This is a genomic window from Bradyrhizobium sp. CCGB12 (assembly GCF_024199845.1).
GTDB lineage: Bacteria > Pseudomonadota > Alphaproteobacteria > Rhizobiales > Xanthobacteraceae > Bradyrhizobium.
Genome location: NZ_JANADO010000001.1, coordinates 1,310,274 through 1,324,893 on the forward strand (window position 1 = coordinate 1,310,274; position 14,620 = coordinate 1,324,893).

At 64.0% G+C, this 14,620-nt stretch carries 12 protein-coding genes; 11 read left to right on the forward strand and 1 reads right to left on the reverse strand.

Annotated features, from left to right (window positions below; translation table 11 throughout):
• Positions 1 to 357: 357 nt before the first annotated feature.
• The 6 genes from NLM27_RS06105 to NLM27_RS06130 all read left to right on the forward strand — a co-directional run bounded on the left by NLM27_RS06105 (position 358) and on the right by NLM27_RS06130 (position 6,251).
• Complete coding sequence (locus NLM27_RS06105; RefSeq protein ID WP_254142492.1) at positions 358 to 1,545, forward strand: ABC transporter substrate-binding protein; 1,188 nt, start codon at positions 358 to 360, stop codon at positions 1,543 to 1,545.
• Between the two features lie 198 nt (positions 1,546 to 1,743).
• Entirely contained in the window at positions 1,744 to 2,613 is an 870-nt protein-coding gene (locus NLM27_RS06110) for a branched-chain amino acid ABC transporter permease (RefSeq protein WP_254142493.1), read from the forward strand.
• A gap of 8 nt (positions 2,614 to 2,621) precedes the next feature.
• Positions 2,622 to 3,650, forward strand: coding sequence for a branched-chain amino acid ABC transporter permease (locus tag NLM27_RS06115; RefSeq protein ID WP_254142494.1), 1,029 nt, complete (start codon positions 2,622 to 2,624; stop codon positions 3,648 to 3,650).
• On the forward strand, positions 3,647 to 4,402 hold the full coding sequence (locus NLM27_RS06120; protein WP_254142495.1) for an ABC transporter ATP-binding protein: 756 nt from the start codon (positions 3,647 to 3,649) through the stop codon (positions 4,400 to 4,402). The genes NLM27_RS06115 and NLM27_RS06120 overlap by 4 nt, the downstream gene beginning before the upstream one ends.
• On the forward strand, positions 4,395 to 5,111 hold the full coding sequence (locus NLM27_RS06125; protein ID WP_254142496.1) for an ABC transporter ATP-binding protein: 717 nt from the start codon (positions 4,395 to 4,397) through the stop codon (positions 5,109 to 5,111). Before NLM27_RS06120 ends, NLM27_RS06125 begins: the two co-directional genes overlap by 8 nt.
• Positions 5,112 to 5,132: 21 nt before the next feature.
• Positions 5,133 to 6,251, forward strand: coding sequence for a cobalamin-independent methionine synthase II family protein (locus tag NLM27_RS06130; protein ID WP_254142497.1), 1,119 nt, complete (start codon positions 5,133 to 5,135; stop codon positions 6,249 to 6,251).
• A 218-nt stretch (positions 6,252 to 6,469) separates the two neighbouring features.
• Here the strand turns inward: NLM27_RS06130 and NLM27_RS06135 are convergent, their stop codons facing one another.
• Positions 6,470 to 8,188 carry a caspase family protein gene (locus NLM27_RS06135; protein ID WP_254142498.1) on the reverse strand — a complete coding sequence of 573 codons (1,719 nt, stop codon included), beginning with the start codon at positions 8,186 to 8,188 and terminating at the stop codon, positions 6,470 to 6,472.
• A gap of 162 nt (positions 8,189 to 8,350) precedes the next feature.
• Here NLM27_RS06135 and NLM27_RS06140 point away from each other — a divergent pair, with 162 nt between their 5' ends.
• From NLM27_RS06140 to NLM27_RS06160, 5 genes are all read left to right on the forward strand, one after another.
• Positions 8,351 to 9,706 carry a hypothetical protein gene (locus tag NLM27_RS06140; protein WP_254142499.1) on the forward strand — a complete coding sequence of 452 codons (1,356 nt, stop codon included), beginning with the start codon at positions 8,351 to 8,353 and terminating at the stop codon, positions 9,704 to 9,706.
• 60 nt (positions 9,707 to 9,766) lie between these two features.
• Positions 9,767 to 10,963, forward strand: coding sequence for a methionine adenosyltransferase (gene metK, locus NLM27_RS06145; protein ID WP_254142500.1), 1,197 nt, complete (start codon positions 9,767 to 9,769; stop codon positions 10,961 to 10,963).
• Positions 10,964 to 11,086: 123 nt separating this feature from the next.
• Positions 11,087 to 12,508 (forward strand): adenosylhomocysteinase, encoded by a 1,422-nt coding sequence (gene ahcY, locus NLM27_RS06150; RefSeq protein WP_254142501.1) that lies wholly within the window; start codon positions 11,087 to 11,089, stop codon positions 12,506 to 12,508.
• 167 nt (positions 12,509 to 12,675) lie between these two features.
• Complete coding sequence (locus tag NLM27_RS06155; RefSeq protein ID WP_254142502.1) at positions 12,676 to 13,095, forward strand: nuclear transport factor 2 family protein; 420 nt, start codon at positions 12,676 to 12,678, stop codon at positions 13,093 to 13,095.
• A 50-nt stretch (positions 13,096 to 13,145) separates the two neighbouring features.
• On the forward strand, positions 13,146 to 14,612 hold the full coding sequence (locus NLM27_RS06160) for an NAD(P)/FAD-dependent oxidoreductase (protein WP_254142503.1): 1,467 nt from the start codon (positions 13,146 to 13,148) through the stop codon (positions 14,610 to 14,612).
• Positions 14,613 to 14,620 lie beyond the last annotated feature (8 nt).

The following is a 14,620-nucleotide window of genomic DNA, read 5'->3' on the forward strand; positions in this document are numbered from 1 at the left end:
TCCACGCAGACCGTCGCTTTCCTAGACTTAGGCGGCAGGCTCGCGACAAATTGGCTTGGCTGGCGCTTGGGCTTTTTCGTTGACAGGTCCATTTTATTTGTACAATCGTACAAATGGAAGCGGCTGCGATCGGGATGCGCGGGGGTTACTCCGACGTGACCGCAAAGCCGCCCCCACCGTCGGCAATCGGAACGCTCGGCTTGCGCGGAAGAGTCGCCAAACGTCCGATTGACAAGGTGGGCGCGAAAGACGCCATGTGACGCGCGATATCACGCGCGCATGAGCTAAGGTTAGGGCAAGGACCGGGCACTCGGTCCAGCGCACAAGAATCAGGAATTGTAAGGGGAGGGACCTCTGATGTTCGAACGCAAACTTTCGCATAAGCTTAACTGGACTGCCGCCGTCGCGGCCGTCGCGGGCCTCGCCGCCGTCGCGCCCGCGAAGGCCCAGGACAGCGTCAAGATCGGCCTGATCCTGCCGATGACCGGCGGCCAGGCCTCGACCGGCAAGCAGATCGAGAACGCGATCAAGCTCTACATGCAGCAGAAGGGCGACACCGTCGCCGGCAAGAAGATCGAGGTCATCCTCAAGGACGACGCTGCGATCCCCGACAAGACCAAGACGGCTGCGCAGGAGCTGATCGTCAACGACAAGGTCAATTTCATCGCCGGCTTCGGCGTGACGCCCGCCGCACTCGCGGCCGCGCCGCTCGCAACGCAGGCCAAGATTCCGGAAGTGGTCATGGCGGCCGGCACCTCCATCATCACCGAGCGTTCGCCCTATATCGTGCGCACCAGCTTCACGCTGGCGCAGTCCTCGACCATCATCGGCGACTGGGCGGTCAAGAACGGCATCAAGAAGGTGGCGACGCTGACCTCGGACTATGCGCCGGGCAATGACGCGCTGAACTTCTTCAAGCAGCATTTCACCGCCGGCGGCGGCGAGGTGGTCGAAGAGGTCAAGACGCCGCTCGCCAATCCCGACTTCGCGCCGTTCCTCCAGCGCATGAAGGACGCCAAGCCCGACGCGATCTTCGTGTTCGTGCCGGCCGGCCAGGGCGGCAACTTCATGAAGCAGTATGCCGAGCGCGGCCTCGACAAGGCCGGCATCAAGGTGATCGGACCCGGCGACGTCACGGATGACGACCTGCTCAACAACATGGGCGATGCCGTGCTCGGCACCGTCACCGCGCATCTCTACTCCGCGGCGCATCCCTCGCAGATGAACAAGGACTTCGTCGCGGCCTACAAGAAGGCGTTCGGCAACCGTCCGGGCTTCATGGCCGTGAGCGGCTATGACGGCATCCACCTGATCTATGAGGCGCTGAAGAAGACCAATGGCGACACCAACGGCGACAAGCTGATCGAAGCCATGAAGGGCCAGAAGTGGGAAAGCCCGCGCGGCCCGATCTCGATCGACCCCGAGACCCGCGACATCGTGCAGAACATCTACATCCGCAAGGTCGAGAAGGTCGACGGCGAGCTCTACAATGTCGAGTTCGCGACCTTCGAGGCCGTCAAGGATCTCGGCAAGACCAAGAAGTGACGCGCGAAAGCGCGTCATCCCGGGCTCTCCTCTCACCTCTCCCGCTTGCGGGAGAGGTCGGCGCAGAGCGCCGGGTGAGGGTTCTCTCCTGATCGGGAGTCCCTCAGCGGAAAGACCCTCTCCCCAGCCCTCTCCCGCAAGCGGGAGAGGGAGAGCAGCACAGCCCTCGGCTACACCAGAGATGATTTTCGACCCTCGATGACCGCAATATTCACCAACCTGTTCGATGGCGTTGCCTACGGCATGCTGCTGTTCGTGCTCGCCTGCGGGCTCGCGGTCACGCTCGGCCTGATGAACTTCGTCAATCTTGCCCACGGCGCCTTCGCCATGGCCGGCGGCTATATCTGCATGGTGCTGGTCAACCGGATGGGCTGGCCGTTTTTCGCCGCCCTGCCGCTCGCTTTCGTCTCCGCGGCGGCGATCGGCATCGCGCTCGAACGCACGCTCTACCGCCATTTATATGCGCGCAGCCATCTCGACCAGGTGCTGTTCACGATCGGTCTGACCTTCATGTCGGTCGCGGCCGTCGACTACATCCAGGGCTCGTCGCGCGTCTTCATCAATTTGCCGGCCGCGCTCCAGGGCCAGTTCGACGTGTTCGGCGTCGGCATCGGCCGCTACCGGCTGATGATCATCGTGATCTGCGGACTGCTCACCATCGGTCTGCAGATGGTGCTGGCGAAAACGCGCTTCGGCAGCCGCCTGCGTGCCGCCGTCGATGATCCCCGCGCCGCCAGCGGCCTCGGCATCAACGTGCCGCAGGTGTTTGCCTTCACGTTCGCCTTCGGTTGCGGGCTCGCCGGCCTCGGCGGCGCGCTGAGCGCCGAGATCCTCGGCCTCGATCCGTATTTCCCGCTGAAGTTCATGATCTACTTCCTGATCGTGGTCACGGTCGGCGGCTCCTCCTCGATCACCGGGCCGTTCCTGGCCTCCCTCCTGCTCGGCATCGGCGACGTCGCCGGAAAATATTACGTGCCGAAGATGGGACCCTTTGTGATCTACACCATGATGATCGTGATCCTGATCTGGCGCCCGAACGGCCTGTTCGGCCGCACGGCCGCGCGTTGAGTTCGCCGATGAGCGCTGCTTCCGACGTCGGTTATCACGCCCAGCGCCAGGCGCGCTGGCACTACGGCGAAGTCGCCTTCTGGCTGATCGTGCTGGCCTGCGGCTTCGTCTTTCCCACGCGCTATCTCATCATGACCGACGTCCTGCGGCTGGCGCTGTTCACGATGTCGCTCGATCTCATCCTCGGTTATGCCGGCATCGTCTCGCTGGGCCATGCCGCGTTCTTTGGTGTCGGCGCCTATGCTGCGGGCCTTCTTGCGCTGCACGGCATCGTCAAGGAGCCCGTGCTCGCGCTGATCGTTGCGGGCCTTGCCGCGATGGTGCTTGGCTTTGCCACCAGCTTCCTGGTGATCCGCGGCGTCGACCTGACCCGTTTGATGGTGACGCTGGGCATCGCGCTGCTGCTGGAAGCGCTCGCCGAGCGCTTCTCCAACATCACCGGCGGCACCGACGGTTTGCAGGGGATCGAGATGCAGCCGATCTTCGGCGAGATCCCGTTCGACATGTTCGGCAAGACCGGCTTCTTCTATTCTCTGGCCGTGCTGTTCCTGCTGTTCCTGTTCGCCCGCCGCGTCGTGCATTCGCCGTTCGGTCTGTCGCTCCGTGCAATCAAGAACAATCCGCTGCGGGCCGCCGCGATCGGCATTCCCGTCAACCGTCGCCTGATCGCGATCTATACGCTTGCGGCATTCTATGCCGGCATCGCGGGCGCGCTGTTCACCCAGACCACGGCGATCGCCTCCCTCGACGTGTTCGCGTTCGAGCGATCCGCCGACCTGATGCTGGTGCTCGTGATCGGCGGCACCGGCTATCTCTATGGCGGACTGATCGGCGCGGTCGTCTTCAAGATGCTGCAGGAACTGTTTCAGACCATCACGCCGCAATACTGGATGTTCTGGATCGGCCTCGTCCTTGTCCTGATCGTGCTCATCGGCCGGCAACGTCTGCATCGCTGGGTGCTATATGTGCCGAACCTCGTGATCAAGCAGGTGGCCGGACGCAAGGCCGTCGTCGCCGTACCGGAGAGCGACGCATGACCATCGCGCTCGAAACCCGGAATCTCGAAAAGCAGTTCGGCGGCCTGCGCGTTACCCGCGACCTGTCCTTGAAGGTCGAGCAGGGCGCCCGCCACGCGCTGATCGGCCCGAACGGCGCCGGCAAGACCACCGTCATCAACCAGCTCACCGGCGTGCTCAAGCCGAACTCGGGCCGCATCCTGCTCGAAGGCGAGGACATCACCGACCTGCCCGTGCACAAGCGCGTGCTGCGCGGCCTGTCGCGCACCTTCCAGATCAACCAGCTCTATCCCGACCTGACCCCGCTTGAAACCATCGGCCTTGCCGTTTCCGAGCGTCTCGGCCATGGCGGCGACTGGTGGCGGCGGATGGGCACGCGGAGCGACGTCAATAGCGAGATCGCCGATCTGCTCACGCGCTTCCATCTGCTCGACGTCATGAACGAGCAGACCGTGACGCTGCCTTACGGCAAGCAGCGCCTGCTCGAGATCGCGGTCGCGATCGCCGCCAAGCCGCGCGTGCTGCTGCTGGACGAGCCTGCCGCCGGCGTGCCCGAGAGCGAGCGCCACGACATCCTCGCGGTCGTAGGCAGCCTGCCGCGCGACGTCACCGTGCTCTTGATCGAACACGACATGGACCTCGTCTTCTCCTTTGCCGATCGCATCTCGGTGCTGGTCTCTGGCGCGTTGCTGACCGAAGGCCCGCCCGAGCAGGTCGCGCGCGATCCCCAGGTCAAGGCGGTCTATCTCGGCGAGGAGGCGGTCAATGTCTGACCTGCTCGCGATCGATGCACTTCGCGCCGGTTATGGCGAGGCGGTGGTCCTGCCCAACATGTCCTTGCGCCTCGCCGAGGGGCAGGTGTTGGCGCTGCTCGGCCGCAACGGCACCGGCAAGACCACGCTGATCAACTCCATCGTCGGCGTCACCCGCCGCTTCTCCGGCACCGTTGCGCTTGCCGGCACGGATGTCACCTCGCTCCGAGCCGACCAGCGGGCGCGCGCCGGCATCGGCTGGGTGCCGCAGGAGCGCAACATCTTCCGCTCGCTCACGGTGGAGGAGAACATGACCGCGGTGGCGCAGCCCGGCCCCTGGACGGTCGAGAAGGTCTACGAGATGTTCCCGCGGCTGAAGGAGCGGCGGAGCAATTTTGGCAACCAGCTCTCCGGCGGTGAGCAGCAGATGCTGGCGATCGGCCGCGCGCTGACCCTCAACCCGAAAGTGCTGCTGCTGGACGAGCCGACCGAGGGCCTCGCCCCCATCATCGTCGAGGAGCTGCTCAAGGCGATCGGCGCCATCACCCGGGCGGGCGGCATCTGCTCGATCATCGTCGAGCAGAATGCTCAAAAGATTCTGGGGCTGGCCGACCGCGTTGTGATATTGGAGCGCGGAACGATCGTCCACGACGCCCCGAGCGCCGCGCTGAAGGCCGACCCCTCGGTCCTGGAGCGTCACCTCGGTGTCGCCGGAGCGGCCGCTCACTAGAAAATCCCGGGAGTTAGAAGAATGCAGCGAACCAAAGCCCCCTTCCGCGCCGACGAGGTCGGCAGCCTCCTGCGTCCCGCCAAGATCAAGGAGGCCCGCAGCCGTCTCGAGAAGGGCGAGATCTCGGCCGACGATCTGCGCAAGATCGAGGACATGGAGATCGAGAAGGTCGTGCACAAGCAGGCCTCGATTGGCTTGAAGCTCGCAACCGACGGCGAATTCCGCCGCTCCTGGTGGCATTTCGACTTCCTGGCCAAGCTCACCGGCTGCGAGCTGTTCCACCCCGACACCGGCATCCAGTTCACGGGCGTGCAGACCCGTCACGACGCGGTCCGCGTGATCGACAAGCTCGACTTCCCCGACGACCATCCGATGCTGGACCACTTCCGCTTCCTGAAGAAGTCCGCCGACCAGGCCCACGTCACCGCCAAGATGACGATCCCGTCGCCCGCAGTGCTGCACTTCCGCGGCGGCCGCAAGTCGATCTCCAAGGACGTCTATCCCGATCTCGACGCCTTCTACGAGGATCTCGGCAAGACCTATCGCAAGGCGGTGAAGGCGTTCTACGACGCCGGCTGCCGCTATCTCCAGTTCGACGACACCGTGTGGGCCTATCTCTGCTCGCAGGACGAATTGCAGAAGGCGCGCGAGCGCGGCGACAGTCCCGACGGCCTTCAGCAGATCTATGCGCGCATCATCAACTACGCGCTGGCCGAGAAGCCCGCCGACATGGTGGTGACGACGCATGTCTGCCGCGGCAATTTCCGCTCCACCTGGATTTCCTCGGGCGGCTACGAGCCGGTGGCCGAGACCATGCTCGCCGGCACCAATTACGACGGCTATTTCCTCGAATACGACAGCGACCGCGCCGGTGGCTTCGAGCCGCTGCGCTTCCTGCCCAAGGGCAACAAGGTCGTCGTGGTCGGCGTCATCACCTCGAAGTTCGGCGAGCTCGAGAACAAGGACGACATCAAGCGCCGGCTGGAAGAGGCCGCCAAGTTTGCTCCGCTGGAGCAGCTTGCGCTGTCGCCGCAATGCGGTTTTGCCTCGACCGAGGAAGGCAACATCCTCTCCGAGGAGGAGCAGTGGGCCAAGCTCGGCCTCGCGGTCGAGATCGCAAAGGAAGTGTGGGGCCAGTAAGCCCCCGATCCTTAATTTGCGACTGAGGCTGAACGGCCTCGCCACTCTCTCGGTGTCGTCCCGGCGAAGGCCGGGACCCATACCCCCAGGGAGAAGTCGGAGGGCGTGCTGGTAACCACGAGTTTTCGCCAAACAGCGATTCGTGGTTATGGGTCCCGGCCTTCGCCGGGACGATGTTTGAGTTTATGGCACCGTGCTCGCTTCACAGCGGGTCGCCCTCACTTCTCCGCCAGATAAACCTCACCCAACAACGACGAATTCGACCACGGCACCTGCTTGTTCTTCGTGGTCGAGACCACCTCGGCCCGCACCCGGGTCAGCATCTGCTGCACTTCCAGGCCCGGTGTGCCGATGTGACGCGAGAGCGCGGCGGAGAACGGCGAGTTCGCGCCTTCGCCGTCGAGCGCGACCTGGCCCGGGGCGGTGGCAAAGGCGATCAGCGTGCCGGCCCCCAACGTCGCGCCAGCACCTAAGCTCGTCGGTGCAGCAAGTCCGGAAACGCCTTCGATGGCGCGGTTGGTGCCGGCGGCGGCCACCTGCTGCGCCATCGGATTGTTGCGGCAGGCGTCGAAGATCAGGATGTTGGTGCGGACCTGGTCGTCGAGGCCGGCCATGATCGTGTCTGTATCGATCATCGCCTCCGTCATGTTCGCACCCGGCTTGAGCTCGACGTCGACGGGGATGAGATAGTTGCGGCCCTCGACCTGGATGCCGTGGCCTGCGTAGTAGACGACCGCGACCTGCGCTCGCGCTGCCTCACGCAGGAAGGCACGCGTCACCTTCTGCATCGTGGCGCGGTCGAGGTCGATGCCCTCCGACACCGTGAAGCCGATGTCGCGCAGGCTCTTGGCCACGGCGCGCGCATCGTTGGGGGGATTGGGCAGCGCCTTGACATGCGCATACGCGCCATTGCCGATCACCAGGGCCATGCGTCTGCCCAGGGCGACCGGTGCGGGCGAGGGCGTCGTCGCCGGGCCCGCCTGCTGCGTAGTGGAGGCGGTTGCCGGCTGCGCCGTCGGTGACGGCGGATCGCGCGGGATCGGCGCGCTCGCATCCGTCAGCAGCGACAGCCGCACCTTCGCGGTGGCCTGGTTGGCCTTGCTGCCGGCATCGGAAGCCACGATCGCCAGCGTCGCCCTGTAGTCCTCCCTTGCATGCGCATACTCGCCCTTCGCCTCATAGGCGAGCGCGCGATGGATGTAGCCGGAGATCAGCACGCTGTTGGGCGGCGTCATGATGTTGACCGGCGGCTTGTCCTTGGCGAGCCGGATCGCGTCGCTGCCGTCGGCGATGGCGCGATCGAGCTCGCCCTTGGCGCGCCAGATCGCGGTGCGGTTGATCAGCGGCTGCGGCAGCGTCGGATCGAGCCGGATTGCCTGATTGATGTCGGCGAGCGCGCCGTCGAGATCGCCAAGCGCCTCCTTCGAGATGCCGCGATTCTGGAACGAGAATGCCGATTTCGGATCGGCCTTGATCGAGATGTCGTAGTCGGCAATGGCCTTGGCATAGTCGCGCTTGCCGCGCCAGGCATTGCCGCGATTGTGGAAAATGATGGCGCTGGGCGGGCCGAGCTTCAGTGCGTCGTCGAAGTCCGCGATCGCGATGTCGTAGTCGCCCTTGTCGTAATAGGCCGATCCCCTGAGATTGAAGACCGCCTGGCTCGGCTGGAGCCGGATCGCTTCCGTGGCATCAGTGATGACCTTGGCGTAGTCGCCCTTCTTGTTCCACCCGACCGCACGCCAGAAGTAGACCGTTGCGAGCTGCTCGCCCCTAAACACCTTCAGCGCGATGATCTTGCTGCAGGCGTCGACCATCTGGTCTGCGGGCGTGGTCGCGGTGGTGCAGAGCGGGCCGAGTTGATTGCGCGCCTGCGCGAAGGCGGGTGCGGGCCACGGCGCGACGGTGAGCAGGCAGAGCGCGACGAGTAGGCGGCGCATGGCGTTGGTCTCGTGAGTAGAGGAGCGCTTGTTTGTTGTCCGGCGGGGCGGAGGGGTTCACGGCCCCCGCCGGGCGTATGCGGCGCTGAATCCGCTATTCCCTGAGTGGGCAGAATTTGCTACGACGCGGGACCCAACGCCTTTGCCCACTGCTTCCCACTTATGAAAAACGACGAAATCCTGAGCCAGATCACGGAGTTCTGCCGCAAGGCGGACATGGCGGAATCGACCTTCGGCCGGCGTGCGGTGAACGATGGGAAGCTGGTGCATCGCCTGCGCGAGGGAAAGCGCATCACAATCGACACGCTGGAGCGGATCCAGGCCTACATGGCCGCATCGATGGCCGGCGGCGTGCCGCCGCCACGGGGGCTTCAGGTGCCGCCGGAAAAGCGCGACCCGCGCGGCAATTTCCGGTTCTTCGAGAACCGCCAGAAATACCTGCTGTTCGTCCACACCTGCAGCGAAAAGCGGGTGATCGCGGATCGGGTTGCGCTGGAGCTTGCCTCCATCCATCCGCGCCCGCCGGCACTGCGCCTCTTCGACGCGGGCGTCGGCGACGGCACGGTGCTGGCGCGGGTACTGCGCGCAACGCACCAGCGTTATCCACACATGCCGTTCTATGTCGCGGGCAAGGAGCTCAGTCTCGAGGACCTGCGCCTGACGCTCGAGAAGGTGCCGGACCGCATTTTCGAGCATCCGGCGTCGGTGTTCGTCTTCACCAACATGTTTTACGCGGAGGCGCCCTGGCTCACGCCGGCATCGCCTGCTGCGGCGGCGGCCACCGTCTGGCACGAGGTGCCGCTGCGCGGCGCGTCATCGGGCGAGTTCGAGCAGCAGATCGCGGAGCTGAGGCCGTTTCTGGAGCAGAACTGGCGCGCTGCGATCAGCCCACGCACGGCCATGCCGCTCTACGAGCGGCCCGTCGTGCTCGTGCTCTATCGCGAGGACCACAGGTTCCTGCTGGATTCGACCATTCCGCGGCCGGGCCAGACCGAGGCCAATTTCGACCTCGTCATCGCGTCCCAGCCCTACCGGGCCCTGTCTTCGGTCAATTTCCGGGCCAAGCGGATCATCGCACCCCTGGCCCGGGCGCTTCGACCTGGCGGCAGGCTGATCGGAATCCACTCCCACGGCCAGGATCCGGGCATGGAAATGATCCAGGCGATCTGGCCCGGAGAAAATCCTTTCTCAGTGAGCCGTCATGAGCTATTGCGCGCAGTTAAGTATGAACTTGGATCGGTGGGCCGCGACTTAAATTTTAATGCCTACGCAGATAACCGTTCGATCTTCAGGTATGATATGGAAGCGCTGCCCAACGAGGTCACCGGCACCATCGGAACCTCGACGGCCTTTGCAGCGTGGAATGCGGCGGTGTATGTCGCTCAGATTGAGGACGACCGGTTGACGGAAATGACTCAAAACGGCCGCACTCTGGATGCCGCCAGGGACGTGCTGCGAAAGTACAATGGGCTCTGGTTTCTCGACGAATCCTACGTCATCTCGCGTCGGCGTGATTGACATCATCAAAGGTAAACATCGCAAACGCCCGCCCACTAGCGGCGGAACAAGGGGTTACTGATGCGCGCGTCCTATCTCTTCACCAGCGAGTCCGTGTCCGAGGGCCATCCGGACAAGGTCTGTGACCGGATCTCCGATGAGATCGTCGACCTGTTCTATCGTGAAGGGCCGAAGGCCGGCATCGATCCCTGGCAGATCCGCGCCGCCTGCGAGACGCTCGCGACCACCAACAAGGTGGTGATCGCCGGCGAGACCCGCGGTCCGAAGTCGGTGACCAACGAGCAGATCGAGAGCGTGGTCCGCGGCGCGATCAAGGACATCGGCTACGAGCAGGACGGTTTCCACTGGAAGACCTGCGACATCGAGATCCTGCTGCATCCGCAGTCGGCCGACATCGCCCAGGGCGTCGATGCGCTTCAGCCCGGCGAGGTCAAGGAAGAAGGCGCGGGCGACCAGGGCATCATGTTCGGCTACGCCACCAACGAGACGCCCGATTTGATGCCGGCGCCGATCTTCTACGCCCACAAGATCCTGCGCCTCATCTCCGAAGCGCGCCACTCCGGCCGCGAGAAAGTGCTGGGCCCGGACTCCAAGAGCCAGGTGACCGTGCAGTACGAGAACGGCAAGCCGGTCGGCGTGCGCGAGATCGTGGTCTCGCACCAGCATCTGGTCGAGGACATCTCGTCGAAGCAGATCCGCGACATCGTCGAGCCCTATGTGCGCGAGGCGCTGCCGAAGGACTGGATCACGCCAAAGACGATCTGGCACATCAACCCGACTGGCAAGTTCTACATCGGCGGTCCCGACGGTGACTCCGGCCTGACTGGCCGCAAGATCATCGTCGACACCTATGGCGGAGCGGCCCCGCATGGCGGCGGCGCGTTCTCCGGCAAGGATCCGACCAAGGTCGACCGCTCCGCGGCCTACGCCGCGCGCTACGTCGCCAAGAATATCGTCGCCGCCGGTCTTGCCGACCGCTGCACGCTGCAGCTCGCCTACGCCATCGGCGTGGCGCGTCCGCTGTCGATCTACATCGACACCCACGGCACCGGTAAAGTGTCGGAGGACCAGCTCGAGAAGGCCGCCGCCAAGGCGATGGATCTCACGCCCCGTGGCATCCGCACCCATCTCGACCTCAACCGCCCGATCTACGCGCGCACCTCGGCTTACGGCCATTTCGGCCGCACGCCCGACAATGAGGGCGGCTTCTCCTGGGAGAAGACCGATCTCGTCGAGCCGCTCAAGCGCGCGCTCTAATCTACGCGTCATCCCGGGGCGCTTACGCGAGCGAGCCCGGGATCCTCATCCGTCACATCGAGATTCCGGGTTCGGCTCTTCGAGGCGCCCCGGAATGACGAGTTCAACAACAGGACACTCGCCATGAACGCGAAGCCCGGCTTCACCGATTACATCGTCAAGGACATTTCGCTCGCCGATTTCGGCCGCAAGGAGCTCTCGCTCGCCGAGACCGAGATGCCCGGCCTGATGGCCACCCGCGAAGAATACGGCCCGAAGCAGCCGCTGAAGGGCGCGCGTATCGCCGGCTCGCTGCACATGACGATCCAGACCGGCGTGCTGATCGAGACGCTGGCCGCGCTCGGCGCCGACATTCGCTGGGTCTCCTGCAACATCTATTCGACGCAGGACCACGCCGCCGCGGCGATCGCCGCCGCCGGCATTCCGGTGTTCGCCGTCAAGGGCGAGAGCTTGACCGAGTACTGGGACTACACCGCAAAACTGTTCGACTGGCACGGTGGCGGTCACCCGAACATGATCCTCGATGACGGCGGCGACGCCACCATGTACGTCCATCTCGGTCTGCGGGCCGAGAAAGGCGACACCGCCTTCCTCGACAAGCCCGGCTCCGAGGAAGAGGAAATCTTCTTCGCGCTTTTGAAGAAGCAGCTCAAGGAAAAGCCGAAGGGCTACTTCGCCGAGATCGCCAAGAGCATCAAGGGCGTCTCCGAAGAGACCACCACGGGCGTGCATCGTCTCTATGACATGCAGAAGGCCGGCACGCTGCTGTGGCCGGCGATCAACGTCAACGACAGCGTCACCAAGTCGAAGTTTGACAACCTCTATGGCTGCCGTGAATCGCTGGTCGACGGCATCCGCCGCGGCACTGACGTCATGCTGTCGGGCAAGGTCGCGATGGTCGCGGGCTTCGGCGACGTCGGCAAGGGCTCGGCCGCTTCGCTGCGCCAGGCCGGCTGCCGCGTCATGGTGTCCGAAGTCGATCCGATCTGCGCGCTGCAGGCCGCGATGGAAGGCTACGAGGTCGTGACCATGGAAGACGCCGCGCCCCGCGCCGACATCTTCGTCACCGCGACCGGCAACAAGGACATCATCACCATCGAGCACATGCGCGCGATGAAGGATCGCGCCATCGTCTGCAACATCGGTCACTTCGACAACGAGATCCAGATCGCGTCTCTGCGCAATCTGAAGTGGACCAACATCAAGCCGCAGGTCGACGAGATCGAGTTCCCCGACAAGCACCGCATCATCATGCTGTCGGAAGGCCGCCTCGTGAACCTCGGCAACGCGATGGGCCATCCGTCCTTCGTGATGTCGGCCTCCTTCACCAACCAGACGCTGGCGCAGATCGAGCTGTTCGCCAACAACAAGGACGGCAAGTACAAGAAGGAAGTCTACGTGCTGCCCAAGTCCCTCGACGAGAAGGTCGCCCGCCTGCACCTCGCCAAGATCGGCGTCAAGCTCACCGAGCTGCGCAAGGATCAGGCCGACTACATCGGCGTCAAGCAGGAAGGTCCGTACAAGAGCGATCACTATCGCTACTGATCGGCGCGTTTATCGGCACGAAACAAAAGCCCCGGAGCGATCCGGGGCTTTTTTTGTGTAGACCCGTTGTGCTACGCTCGGAGGTAGAGCCAGAACAAGCCCGCCACTTCTGAAGCGGGTGGCCGCGTTTCCCACGTTCATTGTCAAATGCATATGGAGGGAATGCGATGTCCAGCGAAGCCAACGTTCAGTTGCTCAAGGAAGCCTATCGGCGGTGGAATGACAGCAAGGGCGGCAGCGTCGATTATTGGTTCGACAGCGTCATCGGCCCGCAGATCAAATTCGAATCGCTTTCGCAGGGGGCTCCCGCGCTGCCCTTTGCCAATTGTTATGACGACCGCGCCAAGCTGCGCGGCTATTTCGACGGACTGCTGGCTGACTGGAGCATGCGGCACTACACCATGAATGAATACGTCGCGCAGGGTGACGCAGTTTTCGCGCGCGGCTCATGTGCCTGGACCAACAAAAAGACCGGGAAGGTCGCTGAGACCCCGAAGGTCGATTTCTGGCGCTTCAAGGACGGCAAGGCGATCGAATTCTACGAGTATTTCGACACCGCTATTGTCTACAACGCTGCCACCGCCTGACGGTTGCAATTCAGCCCCGCGTCGCCCATCCTGTGCCGGGGAGAAGCGCCATGGCTGAAGCCAAAGAACATTTCGACGTCCTCATCGTCGGTGCCGGCCTTTCCGGCATCGGCGCGGGCTATCATTTGCAGACGAAGTGCCCGACCAAGAGTTACGTCATCCTGGAGGGGCGCGACTGCATCGGCGGCACCTGGGATCTGTTTCGCTATCCCGGCATCCGTTCCGACAGCGACATGTTCACGCTCGGCTATTCGTTCAAGCCGTGGACCGATCCGAAGGCAATCGCCGACGGGCCGCAGATCCTGAACTATGTGCGCGAGACAGCGGCCGAGAACGGCATCGAGAAGCACATCCGCTTCCGCCACCGCGTCAAGCGCGCGTCCTGGTCGACGCCGGACGCGCGCTGGACCGTCGAGGCCGAGCGCATGACAGGCGAGGGCGCGACCGAACTCGTGCGCTTCACCTGCAATTTCCTGTTCATGTGCTCGGGCTATTACAAATACGAGGCCGGCTACACGCCGGCGTTCAAGGGCACCTCGGATTTCGCCGGCCGCATCGTGCATCCGCAGAAATGGACCGAGGACATCGACTATGAGGGAAAACGCGTCGTCGTGATCGGCTCGGGCGCGACCGCGGTGACGCTGGTGCCGGAGCTGGCCAAGACGGCGGCAAAGGTCACCATGCTGCAGCGCTCGCCGACCTATGTGGTGTCGCGCCCTGCGCAGGATCCCGTCGCCAACAAACTGCGCCGCAATCTGCCGACGCGGCTTGCCTATCATGTCATCCGCTGGCGCAACGTGATGTGGGGGATGTTCTTCTTCCAGCTCAGCCGGCGCCGGCCGGACAAGGTAAAAAACCTGATCCTCGGTGGCGTGCGGATGGCGCTCGGGCCGGACTACGACGTCGCCACCCATTTCACGCCACGCTACAATCCCTGGGACCAGCGGCTTTGCCTCGTGCCCGATGGTGATCTCTTCAAGGCGATCCGCGAGCAGCGCGCCGCCGTCACCACCAACGAGATCGATACGTTTACGCGCGACGGTATTCGTCTGAAGGACGGCAGCGAGCTTGCCGCCGACATCATCGTGACCGCGACGGGGCTGGTGCTGCAGGTCGTCGGCGGCCTCGAGGTCAGCGTCGACGGCCGCGCCGTCGATTTCGCCAAGACGCTGACCTACAAGGGCATGATGTATGCGGACGTGCCGAACATGGCCTCCGCGTTCGGTTACACCAATGCGTCCTGGACGCTGAAATGCGATCTCACCTGCGAATATGTCTGCCGGCTCATCAACTACATGGACCGGCACAATTTCCGCCAGTGCATGCCGCACAACGACGACCCCGAGATCACCGCGCAGCCCTCGCTCGATTTCACCTCGGGCTATGTGCAGCGCTCGATTGCCAAGATGCCGAAGCAGGGCTCGAAGCAGCCGTGGCGGCTCTACCAGAACTATGCGCTCGACATCGTCTCCTTGCGCTTCGGCAAGATCGACGACGGCGTGATGCAATATTCCTGATCGCGCCG

Bases quoted from the DNA above. Each gene is read 5' to 3' on its own strand.
- NLM27_RS06105 (WP_254142492.1), top strand. From the start codon at position 358: ATGTTCGAACGCAAACTTTCGCATAAGCTTAACTGGACTGCCGCCGTC.
- NLM27_RS06110 (WP_254142493.1), top strand. From the start codon at position 1,744: ATGACCGCAATATTCACCAACCTGTTCGATGGCGTTGCCTACGGCATG.
- NLM27_RS06115 (WP_254142494.1), top strand. From the start codon at position 2,622: ATGAGCGCTGCTTCCGACGTCGGTTATCACGCCCAGCGCCAGGCGCGC.
- NLM27_RS06120 (WP_254142495.1), top strand. From the start codon at position 3,647: ATGACCATCGCGCTCGAAACCCGGAATCTCGAAAAGCAGTTCGGCGGC.
- NLM27_RS06125 (WP_254142496.1), top strand. From the start codon at position 4,395: ATGTCTGACCTGCTCGCGATCGATGCACTTCGCGCCGGTTATGGCGAG.
- NLM27_RS06130 (WP_254142497.1), top strand. From the start codon at position 5,133: ATGCAGCGAACCAAAGCCCCCTTCCGCGCCGACGAGGTCGGCAGCCTC.
- NLM27_RS06135 (WP_254142498.1), bottom strand. From the start codon at position 8,188: ATGCGCCGCCTACTCGTCGCGCTCTGCCTGCTCACCGTCGCGCCGTGG.
- NLM27_RS06140 (WP_254142499.1), top strand. From the start codon at position 8,351: ATGAAAAACGACGAAATCCTGAGCCAGATCACGGAGTTCTGCCGCAAG.
- metK (WP_254142500.1), top strand. From the start codon at position 9,767: ATGCGCGCGTCCTATCTCTTCACCAGCGAGTCCGTGTCCGAGGGCCAT.
- ahcY (WP_254142501.1), top strand. From the start codon at position 11,087: ATGAACGCGAAGCCCGGCTTCACCGATTACATCGTCAAGGACATTTCG.
- NLM27_RS06155 (WP_254142502.1), top strand. From the start codon at position 12,676: ATGTCCAGCGAAGCCAACGTTCAGTTGCTCAAGGAAGCCTATCGGCGG.
- NLM27_RS06160 (WP_254142503.1), top strand. From the start codon at position 13,146: ATGGCTGAAGCCAAAGAACATTTCGACGTCCTCATCGTCGGTGCCGGC.